General features: G+C 54.2%; 19 protein-coding genes. 6 read left to right on the forward strand and 13 right to left on the reverse strand.

The window, feature by feature from the left end:
- Window positions 1-20: 20 nt before the first annotated feature.
- Genes H7U36_RS10815 through H7U36_RS10825 form a run of 3 tightly spaced genes read left to right on the forward strand, consistent with a single transcriptional unit; the run spans window position 21 to window position 3308 of the window.
- Window positions 21-1082 carry a D-alanine--D-alanine ligase family protein gene (locus tag H7U36_RS10815; protein ID WP_138302921.1) on the forward strand — a complete coding sequence of 354 codons (1062 nt, stop codon included), beginning with the start codon at window positions 21-23 and terminating at the stop codon, window positions 1080-1082.
- 9 nt (window positions 1083-1091) lie between these two features.
- The gene (locus H7U36_RS10820) at window positions 1092-2462 is read left to right on the forward strand and encodes a UDP-N-acetylmuramoyl-tripeptide--D-alanyl-D-alanine ligase (RefSeq protein ID WP_033126012.1); all 1371 of its coding nucleotides are present in this window, start codon (window positions 1092-1094) and stop codon (window positions 2460-2462) included.
- A gap of 30 nt (window positions 2463-2492) precedes the next feature.
- Window positions 2493-3308: a Cof-type HAD-IIB family hydrolase gene (locus H7U36_RS10825; RefSeq protein WP_205156141.1), complete on the forward strand. Its 816-nt coding sequence runs from the start codon at window positions 2493-2495 to the stop codon at window positions 3306-3308.
- Between the two features lie 56 nt (window positions 3309-3364).
- Here the strand turns inward: H7U36_RS10825 and H7U36_RS10830 are convergent, their stop codons facing one another.
- The 5 genes from H7U36_RS10830 to H7U36_RS10850 all read right to left on the reverse strand — a co-directional run bounded on the left by H7U36_RS10830 (window position 3365) and on the right by H7U36_RS10850 (window position 9489).
- Complete coding sequence (locus H7U36_RS10830) at window positions 3365-5830, reverse strand: cation-translocating P-type ATPase (protein ID WP_033126010.1); 2466 nt, start codon at window positions 5828-5830, stop codon at window positions 3365-3367.
- Window positions 5831-6030: 200 nt separating this feature from the next.
- Complete coding sequence (locus H7U36_RS10835) at window positions 6031-6552, reverse strand: nitroreductase family protein (protein WP_205156142.1); 522 nt, start codon at window positions 6550-6552, stop codon at window positions 6031-6033.
- 45 nt (window positions 6553-6597) lie between these two features.
- Window positions 6598-7383 (reverse strand): ZIP family metal transporter, encoded by a 786-nt coding sequence (locus H7U36_RS10840; protein ID WP_033126008.1) that lies wholly within the window; start codon window positions 7381-7383, stop codon window positions 6598-6600.
- A gap of 20 nt (window positions 7384-7403) precedes the next feature.
- Window positions 7404-8363: a TIGR03943 family putative permease subunit gene (locus H7U36_RS10845; protein ID WP_242842837.1), complete on the reverse strand. Its 960-nt coding sequence runs from the start codon at window positions 8361-8363 to the stop codon at window positions 7404-7406.
- Window positions 8364-8385: 22 nt separating this feature from the next.
- Complete coding sequence (locus H7U36_RS10850) at window positions 8386-9489, reverse strand: GTP-binding protein (RefSeq protein WP_138302925.1); 1104 nt, start codon at window positions 9487-9489, stop codon at window positions 8386-8388.
- 211 nt (window positions 9490-9700) lie between these two features.
- Between H7U36_RS10850 and rd the strand changes: the two genes are divergently transcribed.
- The gene (rd, locus tag H7U36_RS10855; RefSeq protein ID WP_033126006.1) at window positions 9701-9862 is read left to right on the forward strand and encodes a rubredoxin; all 162 of its coding nucleotides are present in this window, start codon (window positions 9701-9703) and stop codon (window positions 9860-9862) included.
- Window positions 9863-10022: 160 nt separating this feature from the next.
- The gene (locus tag H7U36_RS10860; protein WP_033126005.1) at window positions 10023-10871 is read left to right on the forward strand and encodes a putative manganese transporter; all 849 of its coding nucleotides are present in this window, start codon (window positions 10023-10025) and stop codon (window positions 10869-10871) included.
- Window positions 10872-10992: 121 nt separating this feature from the next.
- Here the strand turns inward: H7U36_RS10860 and H7U36_RS10865 are convergent, their stop codons facing one another.
- Together H7U36_RS10865 and rpiB are read right to left on the reverse strand one after the other, a co-directional pair.
- On the reverse strand, window positions 10993-11433 hold the full coding sequence (locus H7U36_RS10865; protein ID WP_033126004.1) for an RpiB/LacA/LacB family sugar-phosphate isomerase: 441 nt from the start codon (window positions 11431-11433) through the stop codon (window positions 10993-10995).
- A gap of 102 nt (window positions 11434-11535) precedes the next feature.
- Window positions 11536-11982 carry a ribose 5-phosphate isomerase B gene (gene rpiB / locus H7U36_RS10870; RefSeq protein ID WP_138302926.1) on the reverse strand — a complete coding sequence of 149 codons (447 nt, stop codon included), beginning with the start codon at window positions 11980-11982 and terminating at the stop codon, window positions 11536-11538.
- A 193-nt stretch (window positions 11983-12175) separates the two neighbouring features.
- Here rpiB and H7U36_RS10875 point away from each other — a divergent pair, with 193 nt between their 5' ends.
- The gene (locus H7U36_RS10875) at window positions 12176-12961 is read left to right on the forward strand and encodes a Cof-type HAD-IIB family hydrolase (RefSeq protein ID WP_033125996.1); all 786 of its coding nucleotides are present in this window, start codon (window positions 12176-12178) and stop codon (window positions 12959-12961) included.
- A 69-nt stretch (window positions 12962-13030) separates the two neighbouring features.
- Here the strand turns inward: H7U36_RS10875 and H7U36_RS10880 are convergent, their stop codons facing one another.
- The 6 genes from H7U36_RS10880 to H7U36_RS10905 form a co-directional block, all read right to left on the reverse strand.
- Entirely contained in the window at window positions 13031-14638 is a 1608-nt protein-coding gene (locus tag H7U36_RS10880; protein ID WP_138302927.1) for a xylulokinase, read from the reverse strand.
- A 101-nt stretch (window positions 14639-14739) separates the two neighbouring features.
- Window positions 14740-15444: an L-ribulose-5-phosphate 4-epimerase gene (locus H7U36_RS10885; protein WP_138302928.1), complete on the reverse strand. Its 705-nt coding sequence runs from the start codon at window positions 15442-15444 to the stop codon at window positions 14740-14742.
- 23 nt (window positions 15445-15467) lie between these two features.
- A complete protein-coding gene (gene araA, locus H7U36_RS10890; RefSeq protein WP_205156143.1) occupies window positions 15468-16964 on the reverse strand; it encodes an L-arabinose isomerase in 1497 nt (498 codons plus the stop codon).
- 172 nt (window positions 16965-17136) lie between these two features.
- Window positions 17137-18168, reverse strand: a complete 1032-nt coding sequence (locus H7U36_RS10895) for an ABC transporter permease subunit (protein WP_242842836.1) — start codon at window positions 18166-18168, stop codon at window positions 17137-17139.
- Window positions 18168-19238 carry an ABC transporter permease gene (locus H7U36_RS10900; protein ID WP_033125993.1) on the reverse strand — a complete coding sequence of 357 codons (1071 nt, stop codon included), beginning with the start codon at window positions 19236-19238 and terminating at the stop codon, window positions 18168-18170. Before H7U36_RS10900 ends, H7U36_RS10895 begins: the two co-directional genes overlap by 1 nt.
- Complete coding sequence (locus H7U36_RS10905; RefSeq protein WP_033125992.1) at window positions 19231-20742, reverse strand: sugar ABC transporter ATP-binding protein; 1512 nt, start codon at window positions 20740-20742, stop codon at window positions 19231-19233. Before H7U36_RS10905 ends, H7U36_RS10900 begins: the two co-directional genes overlap by 8 nt.
- Window positions 20743-20773 lie beyond the last annotated feature (31 nt).

The following is a 20773-nucleotide window of genomic DNA, read 5'->3' on the forward strand; positions in this document are numbered from 1 at the left end:
TTTAAGGAGGATTTATTTCTATGAATATTATTGTACTGGCAGGCGGCTACAGCAACGAGCGGGATGTGTCCTTAAGCTCCGGAGGCAGTATCTGCCGGGCGCTCCGGGAGAGAGGACACAACGCCTATCTTCTGGACGCTTTCCTTGGCCTTGAGAAGGCCCCCGAAAACCTGGAGGACGTATTCACACTCCCGGGAGGCGGCCTTGAGATCGCCACAGGTATCCAGACATCCGAGCCGGACCTTGACGCCCTCTGGGCCTCGCGCCCCGGGGATTCCCCCAGCTTCCTGGGCCCCAACGTGCTGGAGCTGTGCGGTCTGGCGGACATCACCTTCCTGGCCCTCCACGGGGGACTGGGCGAGAACGGCAAGCTGCAGGCTGCCTTTGACACACTGGGAATACGCTACACAGGGCCTGACTCTCTGGGCTGCGCCCTGTCCATGGATAAGGGCGTGACAAAGGATCTCTTCCACTCCGCCGGGGTTCCCACTCCCTACGGAACCCATGTTTCCAGGAGGAACAAGGACATCTCCCTTGAGACCCTTCAGATCCCCCTTCCCCTTGTGGTGAAGCCCTGCTCCGGCGGCTCCAGCATCGGAGTCCACTTTGTACATACGGAGGAGGAGTTCAGGGAGGCCATGCGCGTCTCCTTCGAGAAGGAGGACGAAGTGGTCATTGAGCCCTTCATCGACGGCCGGGAATATGCCTGCGGGATCTTTGACGGTCAGGCCCTGCCTCTCGTGGAGATCATCCCCGATGGTGGCGTATTCGACTATGTCCACAAATACCAGAGCGGCGGCGCCTCCGAGATCTGCCCCGCCACATCCGTGGACAAGGAGACTACAGAGGCCATCCAGAAGACCGGCGTGCTGGCCGCCCAGGCTCTGCGCCTGAACGTGTACTGCAGGGCTGATTTTATCGTAGACAATCACACCGGACAGTTCTACTGCCTGGAGGTCAACTCTCTCCCCGGCATGACAAGCGCCAGCCTTCTGCCCAAGGCGGCAAAGGCGGCAGGATATGAGTACGGTGAATTCTGCGAACAGATCATCGAGAAATCTCTGGACGCCAGATACAGATAGGAGAAGAACATGAAAAATCTCACAATAGAAAATATGACAAAGGCCTGCAGGGGCATTTATCACGGCAGCGACAGCCTCCTTGGAAGGGAGGCTGCCCACGTGGTCATCGACAGCCGCAAGGCCGGCCCCGGCGATGTGTTCGTAGCCATCAAGGGCGAGCGGGTGGACGGCCACTCCTTCATCCCGGGTGTCATGGAAAAGGGCGCCCTTTGCGCTGTGTCCGAGCAGGATCTGGGGGAGACAGCCTTCCCCTATATCCAGGTGGAGTCAACGGCCCAGGCCCTTCTGGACATCGCAAAGCTGTACCGGGACTCCTTTGACGTAAAGGTGGTAGGCATCTCCGGCAGCGTGGGAAAGACAAGCACAAAGGAGATGATCGCCTCTGTCCTGTCTCAGAAGTACAATGTCCACAAGACCCAGGGAAACTTAAACAGCGAGTCCGGACTCCCCCTGACTGTCTTTGACCTGAAGGAGGAAAATGAAGTGTCCGTCCTGGAAATGGGCATCAACCATTTCGGTGAAATGCGCAAGCTCTCCACCGTGGCTCAGCCCGATGTGTGCGTGATCACAAACATCGGTGTGGCCCACTTGGAATTTCTCAAGACACAGGAGGGCATCATGCAGGAGAAGACGCAGATGTTCCAGGACATGAAGCCGGGCGGTTCCATCGTCCTCAACGGGGACGATCCTCTTCTGTCCACTATCGGGCCCGTAAAAGGTGTGACTCCCCTCTTCTACGGAACATCGCCGGACTGCGACGTATACGCCTCAGATGTGCAGTCCCAGGGGCTGAAGGGATCCTCCTGCGTCATCCACACCCCGGCCGGAGAGTTCTCCTGTCTGGTGCCCACCCCCGGCTCCCACATGGTGTCCAACGCCCTGGCCGGAGCGGCTGTAGGGTATGTGCTGGGCCTTGACAGCAGACAGATCAAAGACGGCATTGAAAATCTGCCCTTCATGGCTGGCAGGAACAATATCATACAGACCGACAGGATCATCATCCTGGACGACTGCTATAACGCCAATCCGGTTTCCATGAAGGCCGCCATCGATGTGCTGGATCTGGGCATCGGGCGCAGGGTGGCTATCCTGGGAAAGATGGGCGAGCTGGGCAGCAACGAAAAGGAGCTCCACTACGAGGTGGGCGCCTATCTGGCCGCCTCAGAGACCGATGTGGTGATCGCCGTGGACGAGCTGGCCAGAGAGATCATCCGGGGCATTGAAGATGCCGGCTCACACATAGAGACACACTGGTTCGCCACAAGAGAGGAACTGATCCCTCATCTGGGAGATCTGATACAGAAGGGGGACAATGTTCTTGTAAAAGCATCCAACAGCCTCGGCTTCAGCGGGATCGTACAGGCGCTGAGAGAGCTGTAGGGGATTTCACAAAGGAGAACAGAGCAGACCATGGATTATCAGGTTCTTGTCCTTGATCTGGACGGCACACTGACAAACTCAAAAAAAGAGATCACGCCGGAGACCCGGGAAGCACTGATCGATATACAGGAGATGGGGAAAAAGGTGGTCCTGGCAAGCGGCCGCCCCACAAAGGGTGTGCTGCCCCTGGCCAAGCAGCTCCATCTGTCCGACTACGGGAGCTACATTCTCTCCTTTAACGGGGCGCGCATTACAGACTGCCGCAGCGGACAGATCATGTACAGCCGCTATCTCCCCCAGGACGCCCCCGCCCCCGCCTTCCGGCTGGCCTCGTCCTTTGCCGGGGAGGGTGCGGATATCCTGACCTACACGGAGGACCACATTGTCTCAGGGATACAGCCCAACCGGTACACGCTGCTGGAGTCCCGGATCAATCACATGCCGATTCTGGAAAGCAGCGACTTTACAGCAGATATTCCCCGGCAGATCAATAAGCTCCTGGCCACCGGCGAGCCGGAGGTGATCAGCCGTATGAAGGATGTCATGACTACCCATTTCCGCTCTTATCTGAACATCTACTGCTCAGACCCTTTCTTCCTGGAGATCATGCCAAGGGGCGTGGACAAGGCCCACGCCCTCGTGAAGCTGCTGGGCAGCATCGGGCTCTCCACCCGGCAGATGATCTGCTGCGGGGACGGGTACAACGACATCACCATGATCGAGACCGCCGGGCTGGGAGTGGCCATGGCAAACGCTCAGCCCCCTGTGCGGGACAGCGCGGACTACATCACCAAGTCCAACGATGAGAACGGGGTTCTGCATGTGATCAATAAATTTATGAGATAGGACCGCTCCTGTCCTCACAAAAAAAGAGTTCCTCATTGGAACTCTTTTTTGTATCCCTACGCCGTCTTCCCCTTATTCTTCTCATGCCACAGGATCAGCCGCTTTCCAAATTTCCCCAGAGCCTCCACCACAAAGCTGAGGTAGCGGAACACCGGCTCCGCGGCGATGGAGAACACGATAAAGAGCATGATGCACTTGGTGGACATGGCCGTGATGGCAAACAGGTCCCCCAGGTAGATGCTGGAGAGCACAAGGGCAATACCGCAGCCTGACAGCACAGCGATCCGGATGGGGTTCATAGGCTGGCTGATCTTCCAGAGAACCATGAAGCCCACAATGGCCAGAAGGATGGTGGCCGCCGTGGCGATATCCGACTGTCCCACCTCAAAGGTCTGCCCGAAGATTACCAGCGCTCCCACGATCAGCACATCGGTCAGTCCGCCTGGCAGCGCCTTCAGGAAGACGTTGGGGAGGAAATGTCCCTGTATCCGGTTCTTGTTGGGCTCGAGCGCCAGGAAAAAGGCGGGCACGCCGATGGTAAACATGCTGATCAGCGAGACCTGGGCCGGCTCCAGCGGGTAGGTGATCATGAACACCGCCGAGAACACGGACAAAAGGAGGGAAAAGATATTCTTCACAAGGAACAGGCTTGCCGACCTCTGGATGTTGTTGACCACCCGGCGTCCCTCCATTACCACAGAGGGCATACAGGAGAAATCCGACTCCAGCAGCACCACCTGGGCCGCCTGGGAGGCGGCCTCGCTGCCCGACGCCATGGCGATGCTGCAGTCCGCGTCCTTCAGAGCCAGGATATCGTTGACGCCGTCCCCTGTCATAGCCACTGTGTTTCCCTGGTCCTTCAGCACATTCACAAACTGCCGCTTCTGATTTGGAGTCACACGGCCGAAGACCGTGTACTTCTTCATGGCCGCCGCCACGTCCTGGTCCGTCTTCAGCGTGCCCGCGTCCACATAGTTCTCCGCCCCCGCAATGCCGGCCCGGGAGGCCACCTCGGACACTGTCACCGGGTTGTCACCGGAGATGACCTTGATGTCCACGCCCTGCTCCGCAAAGTAGGCGAAGGTCTCCGGCGCATTCTGCCGGATGGGATTGGAGAGCATCACATAGCCCAGGGGCGTGACCTTCTCCGTAAGGGGCTTTCCGTCTATCTGTCCCGCATATTTTCCGAACACGAGAACACGGTAGCCTTTCTTTGTAAACTGCTCGATTTCCGCCTCATAGAGGACATAATCGTCCCGCAGGACCATCTCCGGCGCTCCCAGCACATAGGCGCCGTCCTTGTAGGTGACGCTGCTGTATTTCACCGCGGAGGAAAATGAGGTCAGGCTCACCGGCTTTTTCCCCGTATTTTCCTGGAAATACTCCTTCAGAGCCGCCATGGTGATGTTGTCCTCGCTCATGGCCGCCGCGAAATCCCCCAGCATTTTCTCCAGAGGCGGATACTCCTCCTCCTTCTCCCGGTAGTCCAGCGTGGGCTCCACCCGGTTTACCGTCATGGTGTTTTCCGTGATGGTTCCCGTCTTATCCACACAGAGCACGTTGACTCTGGCCAATGTCTCGATGCTCTTCATGTCGTGGAGCAGCACCTTCTGGCTGGCCAGGCGCATGGCGCTCACCGCCAGGGCCACGCTGGCCAGCAGATACAGTCCCTCAGGGATCATACCAATGACCGCCGCCACCATGGAGGTGACGCTCTGGGAAAAGCCCTCATGGTTGAAGAAAAAGCTCTGGGAAAAGAGGATCAGGCCGATGGGGATGATGATAATGCCCACCCACTTGACCAGCTTGTCCAGAGAGCGGATCATCTCCGACTGCTCCTGGTCGTCCATGGCCTTGGCCTCCATGGTCAGACGGGAGATGTAGGAGTCCTCCCCCACCTTGTCCAGCCGGGCCCGGCACTCCCCGGACACCACAAAGCTGCCGGACATGAGCTTATCCCCCTTTCGCTTGGTGATCTCGTCGGACTCGCCTGTCAGCAGGGACTCGTTGACCTGTATCTCCCCTGCGGATACCACCGCGTCCGCGCAGATCTGATTGCCGGCGCTGAAGATGACGATGTCATCCAGCACCAGCTCCTCGGAATTCACCTTTCTCACCTTTCCGTCCCGGACTACCCTGGCGTGGGGCGCGTTCAGCATGCTCATCTTCTCCAGCACATTCTTGGACCGCACCTCCTGGACAATGCCGATCAGGGTGTTGACAATGACCACCGGGAGGAAGGTCAGGTTCCGGAAGGAGCCCACCAGGCAGAGCAGCACGCCCAGCACGACAAAGATCAGGTTGAAGTAGGTAAATACATTTTCATGTATGATCTCCTTTGTCGTCTTGGCAGGCGGATCCACCGAGATGTTGGTCCACCCGTGCATCCGGTGCTCCTGCACCTGCTGGGAGCTAAGCCCCTCCGCCGGGTCCGGGTCATACCGGGTCGTGCGGATCCGCCGGTTTCTCCTCTCACTGTGTTCCTCTACTTTTTTCTTCACATTTTTTTGTCTTTTCTTCATGTATATTTACGTCTCCTCTATATCTATCCTATTATATACCTCTCCCCTTAAGATTTCTATAAAGGTTCTCTAAAAATTCTCTTAAGCCTGCGTCCCCTGCTCCGGCTCTGCCAGCCTGCCCGGCCGCGCAGAAAAGCACCGGGGCGGGAGCCCTCCTCCTGCTGGATGCCCCCGCCCCGGTGCTGTTTTTCTCAGGCAGCTCAGACCCGGATGATGCGGCCCGGCCTGCGCTCTTTGGCTGCCGGCTTCTCCCCGGCCGCATAGCCCAGCGCGCAGTGTCCGACGCCGGCATAGTTTTCTCCAAGCCCCCATTTTTCCAGGAGCCTTTTCCCCTCCTCGCTCTCAAACTCTTCCTTCGCCCTGTGGATCCAGCAGGAGCCAAGTCCCACCGCCTGGGCCGCATTCATCAGGTTGCCCATGGCCAGGCTTCCGTCCTCCACATAGGTGGGGCGCCCTGTGTCCGCCAGCACCACCACGATGGTGGGCGCTCCGTAGAAGGGATCTGTATCCGGATCCCCCATAATGGAAGCGTTCATTTTCCGGAGCTGTTCTCTCGTCTCCGGATCCTGCACGGCCACAAAGACAACCGGCTGCTGCCCCATACCGCTGGGCGCCCAGAGGCCGGCCTCCAGGATCCGCTCAAGCTCCTCGTCCCTGATCTGCTCCGCCTTATAGGCCCGGACGCTCCTTCTCTCCTTTAAATCCTTCAGTGTCTCTTTCATGTCCTTGTTCCTCCTTTGCTGCTTGTCTTTTCATTCGTTACCACATCAGCCCAGGGCCACGTCCAGGATCATCATGAGGATAAATCCCACCGCGAAGCCCATCGTGCCAATATTGCTGTGCTCTCCCTCGTTGGCCTCCGGTATGAGCTCCTCCACCACCACGTACAGCATAGCTCCCGCCGCAAAGGCCAGGAGAAAGGGAAGCACCGGGGTGAGAAGCTCCGAGAGCAGGATAGTGACAAGAGCCGCGGCCGGCTCCACGATGCCGGACAGGGTTCCATACAGGAAGGCCCTGCCCCTGGTAGCCCCGCCCTCACTTCTAAGGGGCATGGAAATGATGGCGCCCTCCGGGAAATTCTGGATGGCAATACCGATGGAAAGGGCAAAGGCCCCCATGAGGGAGATCTGGGCGTTGTCCGCCAGAAGCCCGGCAAACACTACGCCCACTGCCATTCCCTCCGGTATATTGTGGAGGGTCACTGCCATGACCAGCATGGTAGAGCGGCGCCAGCTGCTTTTTGGCCCCTCCGGCTCCCTGTGGTCCATGTGCTGGTGGGGCACCCTCTTATCCAGCAGAAGCAGAAAGAGCATACCCACTGCCACTCCCGCCGCCGCGGGGATAAATGCCAGCTTTCCCATATCCGCGGACATGTCCATGGCCGGGATGAGAAGGGACCACACGGAGGCCGCCACCATGACGCCGGAGGCGAACCCCAAAAGCACCTTCTGGACAAGGGGCGGCATACTCTCTCTCCGCATCAGAAAAACGCAGGCCGCGCCCAGTGTGGTGCCAAAAAACGGTATCAGAATACCGATCAGTACATTACTCATATACTCCTCCTCATATCCGTCTAGTTAAAATAGACCATCTCGTCCTGGGGAGCCTGTGCCTCCTCCACATATTCCGCCCTGATCACCGGGCCCTTCCGCCCGTAGGCGCGGGTATACTCATAGCCTACCGTCCCCCGCACCTTCACCCACTGTCCGGGCGTCAGCTTGGGGGCGTAAGGACTGCGGCATATATATCCCAGGAAGGTGGTGTCGTCGGCGCAGCAGGTCATCGCCATCCGGCCCGCCACGAACTCCTTGGCCGGAAATCCTCTCGGCTTGAGTACCTTCGCCTTGTACTCCACTGTCTTCTTTAAGTATCTCTCGGGATGATCCATCATGTCCACGTACCAGATACCGTAGTCCATGTCATCGATCTGCACCACCGGAGCGTCCAGGTCATAGGGCATGGCGTCCTCAAAGATGTTGTCGATCTCCCCGTCCTCCCCCTCGAAAATGATCTGGGCGCTCTGGTTGACCACCTTCACATTCCGCCGGTAGGAGGCGAGAGGCATATCCTTTGTGCAGCGGTTGAACATGACAAGCTCCGCATTTCTCACCATATCCATAAAGAGGGGCTTCATGTTGGCGATGTAGGTCCCAAAGGTGGTGGCATCCACTGTCACCAGCTTCTGCACAAGCCCCCACCCGGAGGGCACGTCCATGGCCTCGATCCTGCTCACCGGGTACATGCCGTTGCACTCGATGATGACCCGCTCCGGATGATACTTCCGGTCCGCCTCCTGGAGCCACTCCAGGGTCATCTCCTCCGGGTCATCCACAGTAAGGAGGGTGGTGTTAGTCCGCTTCAGAAGCGCCTCGCCGTACTCCTCCTCCCCCTCCTCGCAGAGGATCAGCAGGGTATTCCCGTCGATCTCAAAATATTCCTGGCTCAAGGTGTACCGCAGGAAGCTGGTCTTCCCGCTCTCCAGGAAGCCCGCCATTAGGTACACCACCACTCTGGCATTGTCTACCATCTGCATAAGCTTTCGTCACCTGCCCTTTCTATTCTGCCGCGCCCGCAAAAAGTTCCTTCAGGGCGTCCTCTTTCAGCTTGGATCCGATCACGCAGATGCGTCCTGTGTAGTCCGGCTGTCCCTCCCGGAGCTCCACTTCCCCGGGCACCATGTCAAAGTAGATCCACGTTCCCTTGTCGCCTTCCACCATTCCCTTGGCCCGGAGCACCATGCCGTAGGTGTCCGCGTCGCCGAGGGCATCCAGGCGCACCTTCAGATCCTGGGCGCTGTACTTTTTCACCGTCTCCAGGCCCCAGCTTCCAAACACCTCATCCGCATGGTGATGGTGGTGGCCGTGATGATCGTGGTCATGCCCGTGATGGTGGTCGTGGCCGCACCCATCGTGGTCATGCTCGTGATGGTGGCCGTGATCATGCTCCTCATGGTCGTGATGGTGGTCGTGATCATGGTCATGGTGATGCTCTTCGCCGAGCCCGTGATGGCCGCCGCACACGTCGCATCTCGTCTCCTCCATCAGCTCCTCCTCCAGAGAGGGAGCGTGCTGCTCCATGATCTCAAAGAGCTTGGCCCCGTCGATCTGGTCCTCCGGGGTGGTGATAATGGGGGCGTCCGGGTTGAGGGCGCGGATCTGTGCCACTGCCTGCTCCACCTTGTCATCGTCCGCAATGTCGGTACGGCTCAGGATAATGGCTCCCGCCGACTCCACCTGGTTCTTGTAAAATTCTCCGAAATTTTTTAGATACATCTTGCACTTCTTCACATCCACCACTGTGGTCGCGCTGTTCAGCGCCACATCCGCATCTGTCTTCACACTCTCCACCGCCTTTTTTACATCAGAGAGCTTGCCCACGCCGGAGGGCTCGATGAGAATTCTGTCCGGATGGTAGGTCTCGATGACTTCCTTTAAGGAAGCGCCGAAGTCACCCACGAGAGAGCAGCAGATGCAGCCGGAATTCATCTCCCGTATCTCGATGCCCGCCTCCTTGAGGAAGCCTCCGTCAATGCCGATCTCGCCGAACTCGTTTTCAATCAGGACCACCTGCTCTCCCTTGAAGGCCTCCCGGAGAAGCTTCTGGATAAGTGTGGTCTTCCCGGCTCCCAGAAAGCCGGAGATAATATCTATTTTTGTCATTTTATCCACTCCTGTTCTTTCTTATTTATTTTTCCGGACATTTGCGCATCATATCTGCGCACATCCAAAACTATTTTGTCACAGCCCGGCACAAATTTCAAGGAGGCAGAATAATCTTTCTTCTATGCCTTGCAGAAACTGTCCATCCATTTTATAATAGCCTTGTAATTGTAAAACACATTACAATCAACTATATCAGGAGGAAAAAATTATGCAGAAATATGTATGCGAACCTTGCGGCTATGTGTATGATCCGGAAATCGGCGATCCTGACAACGGCATCGCACCGGGTACAGCATTTGAAGATCTCCCGGAGGATTGGGTATGCCCCATCTGCGGAGTGGGCAAAGACATGTTTGTTGTGGAGGGCTAATCTCCGCCGCGCAGTCTGGCCTGAAAATCATCAGAATATTTCAGTTGGAGCTCTGCTGACGCAGGGCTCCTTTTACTTGACATTCCGCCCGGAAATTGGTACTATTTTCAAGATACCCTGATAATCGTTTTCATTTTTATATAAAAAGGAAGATCTGATCATGGAATTACTGGAACACATTTTCTTACACACAGCCGAGGACAGCGTCCGCATGCTGCCCTTCCTGTTTGCCGCCTTCCTGCTCCTGGAGGGTCTGGAGCACTATTCCAGCGCCTGGATCCGCCGGACGCTGACAAAGATCGAGAAGGCAGGCCCTGTAGTGGGCGCCCTCTTTGGCTGTATCCCCCAGTGCGGCTTCTCGGTCATGGCCGCCAACCTCTACTCCGGAGGCGTCATCTCCATGGGCACGCTGCTGTCCGTCTTTCTGGCCACCTCCGACGAGGCTGTGCTGATCCTCATCGGCCACCCGGGAAACGGGGGTGCTATTGCCGCTCTCCTGGCAGTTAAAATCATCATTGCCATCGCAGCCGGATACCTGGCGGACCTGTTCTTCGCCAAATTTATCTCCACTAAAAAGGAAATCGAGGATCTGTGCCACCACTGCGGCTGCCACGACCACCACGGCATCCTGCGCCCGGCCCTGAACCACACGGTCCGTCTGTTCGGCTATATTTTTATCTGCACCTTTGTCCTGAACGCCGTGATCGAGGGAGCCGGCCTTGAGTCAGTGTCCACCTTCCTATTAAATGGAAGCATCTTCCAGCCCTTTCTGGCGGCTCTTCTCGGGTTCATCCCCAACTGCGCCGCCTCCGTGCTGTTGACTGAGCTCTATCTCGGCAAAGCCCTCTCCTTCGCCTCCGTCATCGCCGGCCTGTGCACCAACGCGGGCGTCGGGCTGATCGTCCTTTTCAAGGTCAATCCGGACAAGCTGGAGTGCGTCAAATTCACCGGCCTTCTGTACGCCTGCGCGGTGATCGCCGGCATAATCCTGCACCTGGCCGGGTTTTAGCCCGGTTTTAGAGTGAAAAGAACGAGCGAAAAGAACATTTGTACAGCCCTGCATAGAAAAAAGCGATGAGACCGGCGTGACCTGCATCGCTTTTTTGATAACTTAGAACTGACCCGGAAGATTATCTCTCCTGGTCGTATTTTACAAATGCGTCTACTTTCGGCTGAGAAGAGCATCCTGGAACGAATTCGTTTCCGAGGAAGGCGTCCACTAACAGCTCACGCACCTTGTTTCCCGTTGTAAACGCACCCATACATGCGATGTTGGCGTCATTGCTCAGGCGCGCTCTCTGCGCGGAGTATACATCGGATACAAGAGCTGCATAGGCGCCCTTTACTTTGTTGGCTGCAATAGATACGCCGATACCTGTGCCGCAGATCAGGATACCCCTGTCATACTCCTTGGAAGCCACAGCCTCGCCGACCTTAATGGCAACGTTGGCGTAGATAGGATCATCGCTTCCAAAATCTGTTACTTCCCCGTATCCTTTTGCCTCAATGTACTTGATGATCTCTTCTTTTGCTTCCTGGGCATTGGGATCACATCCAATTGCAATTTTCATTTTTTCTTCCTCCTTATAGTTATTTCTGTTTCGTTTTCTTCATTTTATCATTTCGTTATACTTTTGTCCACTTTCGTTTTGTTTCGTTTTTACTTTTTTACTTTATTCGTCTCTCTTTTCTATGTCCATGATCATATCGACCCTTCTCTGGTGCCTTCCGCCTTCAAATTCCGCGTTCAGCCACTCCTCTATGATCATCTTTGCCAGCTCAATTCCCACTACTCTTGCACCGAACGCAAGGATGTTCGTGTTGTTGTGCTGTCTGGACAAACGGGCTGAATACGGCTCACTGCAGACTACCGCCCGAACGCCTTTCACTTTATTGGCCGCCAGGGAAATGCCTACGCCGGTACCGCAGATCAATATACCCAGATCCACTTCCTTCGCAACAACAGCGCGCCCGACTTTCTCCCCATACACCGGATAGTCACAGCTCTCTGTGGAATCTGTTCCATAATTGATCACTTCATAGCCCAGATCCTGCAGAAATTTCATGACTTCCTTTTTCATCTCCACCGCTGAGTGGTCGTTTCCTATTCCTATTCTCATACATCTGGTCTCCTTCTTTACTCAAAATTCATTTCTGGATATATTATAATCTTTTCATTTTTGAAAGGCAATGTCTATTAGGAATATTCGCCTCCCAGCAGTTTTGTTTTGCACATTTTCCTGTTTCGTACTATAATGGGTAGGATCCTTAAGGACTACATACTATTTCTATTTTTTATGAGGAGTACCGTATATGATAAAATTGATCGCCAGCGACCTGGATGGGACGCTGCTCCAGAACGGAGCCCAGGAACTGGACCCCATTATATTTGACCAGATCCGCACACTGAAGGAAAATGGTATCCACTTTGCAGCGGCCAGTGGACGCCAGTATCCAAATCTGCGGAGACTGTTTGCCCCCGTGCAGGACGATATTTCCTATATAGCCGAAAACGGCTCTCTCTGCGTGCATGACGGGAAAGTGCTTTCCAGAGGGCTGATCCCACGGGATTTGGGCAACCGCATCGTTGATGCCATCCACCAATGCAGCGGATGCGAATGTATCATTTCGGGGGAAAAAGTGTGCTACAGCGACTCTGTAAACGAAGAGTTCAGATACCATATGCTGCATGTCATGAAAAATGACATGAAATTTGTGGACAGTATTGACGAGATTCAGGAACCTTACCTGAAGATAGCAGTCTGCAATTTCAACGGCACAAAAGACTGTCTGGCCTATTTTCAGAAATTGTTTTCCAGCGAGATCAAAGTCGTCACCTCAGGCAACATATGGGTAGACTTCATTGCCCCTGACGCCAACAAAGGGACTGCCCTTCACACCCTTCTGGATTATCTGCACATCCTTCCGGAAGAATGTGTTGCCTTTGGCGACCAGTACAATGATGTAGAAATGCTGCAGCTTGCAGGGATCAGTTATGCCATGTCAAGCGCAGCTCCCGGCATCTCCTTCTACTCCACCTATGTCACAGATTCCGTTTCCGATGTGCTTGACGATATAATCTCCTCCACCAGCATTTAACTCTCATAAAAGACCGGGCAGAACTTTTGTCTGCCCGGTCTTTCTATAATCCGTCCATTATCCTTTCACTTATACCAGTTTCCTGACAGCCTCCTGCTCAACGGAAAGCCCTGCCTTAAATCTTTCGATAAAGGCCTCGAAGCCAGCCACATCACCGGCGTCAGGATCCATCTTTACGCCTTCCTCTCCGCCGAACACTCTGCTGTCCAGATAGGACTCCAACGCCTCTCCTTCCTCTTTGCGCAGAGCATAAGAAGCCAGAAGCGCGATCCCCCATGCGCCGCCCTCGCCGGCAGTCTCCATGACAGAGACAGGTGCCTGCATAGCTGCGGCCATGATCCGCTGTCCCACTCCGGGAGTCTTGAACAGACCTCCGTGTCCAAGTATCTTGTCAATCTGGATCTTCTCCTCTTTCACCAGGATATCCATGCCGATCTTCAGCGTTCCGAGGGCCGCATAGAGATGAGTTCGCATAAAGTTCGCCAGGTTGAAACAGCTGTCCGGCGTGCGCACAAACAGGGGTCTTCCCTCATCTACGGGGACAATACTCTCTCCTGAATAAAATCCGTAGGACAGAAGTCCTCCGCAGTCCGCATCACCCTCGAGAGCCTTGTTATACAGTGCGGAGAATATCTCATCCATATCAGCCTTTACTCCCATGGCCTCCCCGTATTCTCTAAAGAGGGACACCCATGCATTCAGATCCGAAGTGCAGTTGTTGGCGTGGGCCATAGCCACAAGACTTCCGGTAGGTGTTGTCACCATATCGATTTCCCTGTGTACTTTGGAGAGCTCTTTTTCCAGAACGATCATGGCGAATACAGAAGTTCCGGCTGACACATTTCCCGTGCGCACTGCCACACTGTTAGTTGCAGCCATTCCGGTTCCCGCGTCGCCCTCGGGCGGGCATACGACAGCTCCCGCCTGCAGCACTCCTGATGGATCCAGAAGGGCGGCCCCCTCCTCCGTCATCGTCCCTGCATCTTCTCCTGCCAGCAGCACTTCCGGCATGATCTGGCGCAGTTTCCATGGATAGCCTCTCTCTGCCACAAGCTGGTCAAACTGGCCGATCATCCGCTCATCAAAGTCTTTCGTCCGGATATCGATGGGGAACATGCCCGAAGCGTCGCCTATGCCCAGCACCTTCCTGCCTGTCATGCGCCAGTGTATATAGCCGGCCAGAGTCGTAAAGTAAGCCACGTCTTTTACGTGCTCCTCTTTGTTCAGGATTGCCTGATATAAGTGGGCGATACTCCACCTTTCCGGGATATTATACTGAAACAGCTCTGTCAGTTCTTCCGCCGCCTGGCCTGTGATCGTATTTCTCCATGTCCGGAAGGGAACAAGGAGTCTGTCCTCCTTGTCAAAAGCCATGTATCCGTGCATCATGGCGCTGAAACCAATAGCCGCGATCTTTTTGACCTCTGTCCCGTAGGTCTCCTTTACATTCTTCACCATATCCTGATAGCTCCCCTGGAGTCCCTGCCAGATATCATCCAGGGTATAAGTCCAGATATGGCCGTCCAGCCTGTTCTCCCATGCATAGCTTCCGGAAGCGACAGGGATATGATCTTTATCGATCATGACTGTCTTGATCCTGGTAGATCCAAGCTCAATGCCGACAACAGCCTGCCCTTCCTCTATCATCTGTTTTACCTTTTCTGTGTTTGCGTTCATCTTCTCCTCCTTTTGCTGCTATGTCCGTTCTTCCTTCTGAGGACCGCCTCCTCTATATTGCCGGTGATGACATACAGGATACTTTCCTCATCAGGGTACACTTAATCTTCAGCCTTCTGGCCGTAGTACGCGTTTGCCCCGTGTTTCCGATAGTAGTGTTTGTCCTGCAGCGCCTGCGGAGCCGGCTCATTTCCAGGATTGATCATCTCGCACCGGGCCGCCATCTTGGCCACCTCTTCCAGCACCACCGCATTGTGTACCGCCTCATGAGCATCCTTCCCCCATGTAAACGGTCCGTGATTCTTGCAGAGTACCGCAGGAACAGCATTGTAATCCTTCTGCCGGATCTCAAATTCGTCTGCGATGAGAACGCCTGTATTTTTCTCATAGGCCTCCTCAATCTCCTCCTTCGTCAGATTGCGCACGCAGGGAACTTCCCCGTAGATGTAATCCGCATGGGTGGTACCATAACAGGGAATATCGCGCCCTGCCTGGGCCCAGCTTGTGGCCCATGGTGAGTGGGTGTGTACAATCCCTCCGATGTCCTTAAAACGGTTGTACAGAACTACATGGGTAGGCGTGTCAGAAGAGGGATTGTATCTTCCCTCTACCTTATTTCCCTCCAGATCCACGACTACCATATCATTCGGTGTCAGCTTGTCGTAGTCCACGCCGCTCGGCTTGATAACAAAGAGACCTTTTTCACGGTCAATGCCGCTCACATTTCCCCATGTAAATGTCACCAAATTGTACTTCGGGAGCAGCATATTTGCCTCATACACTTCTTTTTTCAGCTCTTCCAACATCTTTTTCTCCACCTTCCTCGTTTTTACTTTCTGTATACCAGCGCATTCCATTTCAACTCATTCTGGAACTGACGGATCGTTGTATCCTTGTCAATATACACCGCTTCTATTCCCATGCAGGCTGCCCAGTCGCCCATCTGCTCCGCAGTCAGATCGTAGGAGAAGGCCGTGTGGTGGGCTCCTCCTGCAAGGATCCAGGCCTCAGCTCCGGTCTGCAGGTTCGGCTCCGGTGTCCAGAACGCCGTCGCCACCGGGAGTTTAGGCATGGGCTTCTCCGTCTTTTTGCAGTTTACGTCATTGATGATCAGACGGAAACGATCCCCCAGATCAATCAGCGATGTAGCGATGGCAGGTCCTGTCTTGGACGTAAATACAAGTCGGGCAGGATCCTCCCTGTCTCCCATAGAGAGGGGCTGACACTTGATAGCTATGGAGCCGTCCGCGATCGTAGGACACACTTCCAGCATATGCGCTTCCAGGATCCCCTCTTTCCCGGGGACAAGGTTGTAAGTGTAGTCCTCCATAAAGGAAGTGCCTTTGGGATCCGTCATCCCCTGGGTCATGATCTTCATAACGCGGACCATAGCCGCTGTCTTCCAGTCGCCCTCAGCGCCAAAACCGTAACCTTTCTCCATCAGGCGCTGGATGGCCAGTCCCGGAAGCTGCTTCAGGGATCCCAGATCTCCAAAATGTGTCACGATAGCCTGGTAATTTTTTTCCTGGAGAAATCGCTCAAATCCGATCTCAATGCCCGCCTGCACTGCTACATGCTCACGGAATTCTTTCTCATCCCTTCCCTCCAGGAGTATATCATATTTATCGTAATATTCTTCCACTAATGTGTCAATATCCCCTTTTGGCACTTCCTCAACAGCCTCTGCGATCTCATTGACGGGATAGGTATCCACTTCCCAGCCAAACCGGATCTGGGCTTCCACCTTATCTCCTTCTGTCACAGCTACGTTGCGCATATTATCCGCAATGCGCATGACACGCACGTGGCTGCTCTCGATCACGCCGACAGCGGTCTGCATCCAGGAGCCGATCCTTTTCTGGACCGCCTCATCTTCCCAGTATCCCATGACCACTTTGCGCTCCATCCCAAGCCGGGTGAAAATATGTCCGTATTCCCTGTCTCCGTGGGCTGCCTGGTTTTCATTCATAAAATCCATGTCAATAGTGTCATAGGGGATTTCCCGGTTAAACTGAGTGTGGAAGTGGAGCAGCGGTTTCCTGAATTCCTGGAGTCCCAGTATCCAGGATTTTGCAGGAGAGAAGGTGTGCATCCAGGTGATCACTCCCGCACAGGTGTCGTCCATGTTGGCTTCGTTGAACGTCTTCCGGATCAGCTCATTGGTGATGAGTGTCGGTTTCCACACAAGTTCGTAAGGGAGATTGCCCGATGCGTTCAGCACCTCCACCATTTTCCGGGAATGCTCAGCTACATGAGCCAGGCATTCATCTCCGTATAAATCCTGGGATCCCGTACAAAACCAAAATTTATACTGTTTCTGTTCCATAACAAATCCTCCTTTTTGCTGTATTTATGTTTATAACTATGCCGCATATTTCTCCGGCTGTATCTGCAACTTATTTTTGTTTTCTTTACAGGAAATTTTCGTTGTCTGTAAAAATATTGCAGCTACAGGTTATCCCATAGCCGCAACATTTAAAATCCATATGATATCCTGCCTATTTTTTCTTTTTGATATTTCCAAGGACCGCCTGCAGGATGATGAAGAAGCACAGCAGTGCAGAGAGCACGATGCGGACCCACCAGCTTGACAGTGTTCCCTGTGTCGTGATCAGGGACTGGATCGTACCCTTGATCAGCACTCCGAACAGTGTTCCGAAGGGCACGCCCACACCTCCGCTGAGCAGTGTACCTCCGATAACGGCCGAGGAAATGGCATCCATCTCAAGACCTTTCGCCTGCTCCACGAAGCCGGCACAGCTGTTCAGGCAGAACAGAAAGCCGCCAAGACCTGCCAGAAAACCGTCCAGGATATAGGCTTTGAACTTCGTCTTCTTTACATTCAGTCCCATCATCAGAGCGCTCTGGGAATTTCCTCCAATGGCGTATACGGAGCGTCCAAACTTGGAATACTTCATCACAAGGATGATGATGATCAGTACGAGGATTGCGATCACGACCGTCGGATAGATATAGGCCGGAATAAATTTTCCCCGTTTACTGTGGGATCCAATAGGAAGGTTGATCTTAAAGTTTGCCCAGGCCAGGAACAGCTCGTTCTTGATGGAGATCATTTCCGTGCTGATCACAGCAGTCATGCCGCGCCCAAAGAACATACCGGCCAGAGTGACGATAAATGGCTGGATCTCCAGATAGGACACAAGAAATCCCTGGATCACGCCGTAGGCAAGTCCAATAGCAAGCGCCGAAACCACTGCCACATAGGCACTCATGCCCATATTTTCCATCTCATACGCGGAAACCATGCAGACAAGAGCTGTCACAGATCCCACGGAAATGTCGATTCCTCCTGTGATCATGACAATGGTCTGTCCGAGGGCGATGACAAGAAGGCCCGCATTGGACACGAAAAGATTAAAAAACATCTGCGGTTTCGCAAAACCTTTATCCGAGAACACCACCATACCGGCCGCATACATGACAACAAAAAGCGCTATCGTGATGATAAGAAGGAAGCCAGTTGCACTGATCTTCTTTTTAGGCATAGCATTGATTTTCTTCTTTCCCATTACTGGTTACCTCCTTCCGCAGCAGGCGCTGCCGCCTGTCTTTTTGCTTTTCTGGTGGCAAGGAGCTTCTGGAATACAGGGCTCTGAAGAACGACAATGATGACAACGACGATAGCTTTGTACACCGGAAGCTGGTCGGAAGACACGTTCATTCCGTAAAGTACGGTTGTCAGCGCCTGGATCGTATAGGCCCCGATCACAGATCCCATCAGGCTGAACTTACCGCCGCCAAGGACATTGCCGCCGAGGGCAACTGCCAGGATGGCGTCCATCTCCAGGTTCAGTCCGATATTGTTTGCATCCGCCGAATAGATACGGCTGGAGGCCACAAAACCGGCAACACCTGCCAGGATGCCGCAAATGACATATGTCAGAAATTTGATCATAGTGGAGTTAAGTCCCACCAGTCTGGATGCCGTTCCATTGATTCCGACGCTCTCGATATAAAGTCCCAGAGCCGTCTTCTTCAGGATCAGATAAGTGATGATGACTACGACCACCGCTATGATCACCGGCGTGGGAATGGGAAATTTCCCGATATAACTTCCAAAGATCTGGTAAGAGTCCACGCGGATGTATGTGATCTGTCCGTTTGTGATAAGCTGCGCAATACCGCGTCCTGCTGTGTACAGGATCAGGGTGGCGACCATGGGCTGAATGTTCAGCTTCGCTACCAGGAAACCGTTAAAGGCGCCGCACAGAGCAGATGCTGCGATAGCCGCAAGGAATGCCAGGATGATGGGGGCGGCAAGTGAATTAACGGAGACCTCCCCTCCGGAGAGGATCTGGCAGCACACAGCCGCGGCCACCGCCATAACGGCTCCCACACTGATGTCCTGTCCACCGGAAGCAGCTGTGACAAGGGTCATGCCCACAGCCAGGATCACCAGCTCAGATGCCCTGTTGATCACGTCCACCGGATACCCGTAGGGCACTCCGTTCTGGAAAGTTATGCTCAAAAAGCCGGGTATGGTGATCGTCGCCACGATGATGATGACCAGCAGGCAAACGATCGGCATGAACAGCCGCATGGATGTCAGTTTTTTCAGTCCGGATTTCTGATTACTCATCTTCTCCACCTCCTGCAATCGCTTTCATAATGCCTTCCTGTGACAGCTCGTCACCGGAGAGCTCTCCCACCTTTTTCCCGTCGCGCAGGATCGCCATACGCGAACATGTGCGGAGCATCTCCTCTACCTCGGAAGAGATAAATGTCACTGCCATGCCCTGATCGGCAAGATCAAGCACCAGTTTCTGGATCTCTGTCTTTGTACCGATATCAATACCTCTCGTAGGCTCATCCAGGATCAGATAGTCCGGATCCGTCAGAAGCCAGCGCCCGATGATCACCTTCTGCTGGTTACCGCCTGAAAGGCTCTTGATAGGAGTCTCGCGGCTTGCCGTCTTGATCTGGAGCATATCGATATATTTGTCAGCTGCCTCCTCCATCTCTTTTCGGCTCATGGGGCGGAACATGCCTCTCTTGGCCTGAAGGGCGATGATGATGTTCTCCCTCACGGACAGGTCCGCGATGATACCGTCCTTCTTTCTGTCCTCCGGCAAATAGGCCATGCCAAGCTTCATGGCATCTATAGGGGCTTTTATCTTAACCTCTTTTCCCTTAACTTTCAGTGTACCGCTGTCCGCCTTGTCAGCGCCGTAGATCGTGCGCACCAGCTCGGAACGCCCGGATCCCAGCAGACCGGAAAGGCCTACAACCTCGCCTTTGTTGACTGTAAAGTCAAACGGCTTGATCGTTCCCTGATGTCCCAGTCCTTTCGCCTCCACTACGGGCACAAACTCCTTGAGTCCCTCATGTGCGCTCTTGATATCCGCAAGATCATCAAAATCCTTGCCCATCATCTTTGCCACGAGCTGAACTCTCGGAAGTTCTTTCACTTTATACTCTCCCACCAGTTCACCGTTCCGCAGCACAGTGATACGGTCGCACACCTCGTACACCTGCTCCAGGAAATGGGTAACAAAAATGATTCCCACCCCCTGGTCCTTCAGCCGGTTCATGAGTGTAAACAGCTTTGCCACCTCATCATCGTCCAGAGAAGATGTTGGCTCGTCGAGGATCAGGACCTTACACTGCATATCCACTGCACGGGCAATGGCGATCATCTGCTGTCTGGCCAGAGATACATCTTCCAGCTTGTCTGTCGCGTTGGCATCGATCTTCAGATCCCGGAGCAGCTCTGCGGACTTCCTGTTCATAGTCTTCCAGTCGATAAAGCCTGCCTTTCTCGGTTCCCTGCCGATGAAAAGGTTCTCTGCCACCGTCAGATTCGGGCAAAGATTGACTTCCTGGTACACAGTGCTGATCCCGTTTTTCTGCGCATCCTGAGGGGACTTATTAACGATTTTCTGTCCGTCCATAGTGATCTCACCTGTCTGGAGCTCATATACGCCCGTCAGGACTTTTATGAGTGTGGATTTGCCCGCTCCATTTTCACCCATAAGGGCATGGATCTCACCTTTGCGCAGTGTGAAATCAACATGCTGCAGTGCTTTTACGCCAGGAAATGTCTTGGATATATCCCTCATACTTAATACAACATTTTCTTCCATATAGCTCTCACCTGCTTTCTCTTATTCCACC

Source organism: Faecalicatena fissicatena (assembly GCF_016900595.1).
Lineage (GTDB): Bacteria > Bacillota > Clostridia > Lachnospirales > Lachnospiraceae > Claveliimonas > Claveliimonas intestinigallinarum.

Bases quoted from the DNA above. Each gene is read 5' to 3' on its own strand.
- H7U36_RS10815 (WP_138302921.1), top strand. From the start codon at position 21: ATGAATATTATTGTACTGGCAGGCGGCTACAGCAACGAGCGGGATGTG.
- H7U36_RS10820 (WP_033126012.1), top strand. From the start codon at position 1,092: ATGAAAAATCTCACAATAGAAAATATGACAAAGGCCTGCAGGGGCATT.
- H7U36_RS10825 (WP_205156141.1), top strand. From the start codon at position 2,493: ATGGATTATCAGGTTCTTGTCCTTGATCTGGACGGCACACTGACAAAC.
- H7U36_RS10830 (WP_033126010.1), bottom strand. From the start codon at position 5,830: ATGAAGAAAAGACAAAAAAATGTGAAGAAAAAAGTAGAGGAACACAGT.
- H7U36_RS10835 (WP_205156142.1), bottom strand. From the start codon at position 6,552: ATGAAAGAGACACTGAAGGATTTAAAGGAGAGAAGGAGCGTCCGGGCC.
- H7U36_RS10840 (WP_033126008.1), bottom strand. From the start codon at position 7,383: ATGAGTAATGTACTGATCGGTATTCTGATACCGTTTTTTGGCACCACA.
- H7U36_RS10845 (WP_242842837.1), bottom strand. From the start codon at position 8,363: ATGCAGATGGTAGACAATGCCAGAGTGGTGGTGTACCTAATGGCGGGC.
- H7U36_RS10850 (WP_138302925.1), bottom strand. From the start codon at position 9,489: ATGACAAAAATAGATATTATCTCCGGCTTTCTGGGAGCCGGGAAGACC.
- rd (WP_033126006.1), top strand. From the start codon at position 9,701: ATGCAGAAATATGTATGCGAACCTTGCGGCTATGTGTATGATCCGGAA.
- H7U36_RS10860 (WP_033126005.1), top strand. From the start codon at position 10,023: ATGGAATTACTGGAACACATTTTCTTACACACAGCCGAGGACAGCGTC.
- H7U36_RS10865 (WP_033126004.1), bottom strand. From the start codon at position 11,433: ATGAAAATTGCAATTGGATGTGATCCCAATGCCCAGGAAGCAAAAGAA.
- rpiB (WP_138302926.1), bottom strand. From the start codon at position 11,982: ATGAGAATAGGAATAGGAAACGACCACTCAGCGGTGGAGATGAAAAAG.
- H7U36_RS10875 (WP_033125996.1), top strand. From the start codon at position 12,176: ATGATAAAATTGATCGCCAGCGACCTGGATGGGACGCTGCTCCAGAAC.
- H7U36_RS10880 (WP_138302927.1), bottom strand. From the start codon at position 14,638: ATGAACGCAAACACAGAAAAGGTAAAACAGATGATAGAGGAAGGGCAG.
- H7U36_RS10885 (WP_138302928.1), bottom strand. From the start codon at position 15,444: ATGTTGGAAGAGCTGAAAAAAGAAGTGTATGAGGCAAATATGCTGCTC.
- araA (WP_205156143.1), bottom strand. From the start codon at position 16,964: ATGGAACAGAAACAGTATAAATTTTGGTTTTGTACGGGATCCCAGGAT.
- H7U36_RS10895 (WP_242842836.1), bottom strand. From the start codon at position 18,168: ATGGGAAAGAAGAAAATCAATGCTATGCCTAAAAAGAAGATCAGTGCA.
- H7U36_RS10900 (WP_033125993.1), bottom strand. From the start codon at position 19,238: ATGAGTAATCAGAAATCCGGACTGAAAAAACTGACATCCATGCGGCTG.
- H7U36_RS10905 (WP_033125992.1), bottom strand. From the start codon at position 20,742: ATGGAAGAAAATGTTGTATTAAGTATGAGGGATATATCCAAGACATTT.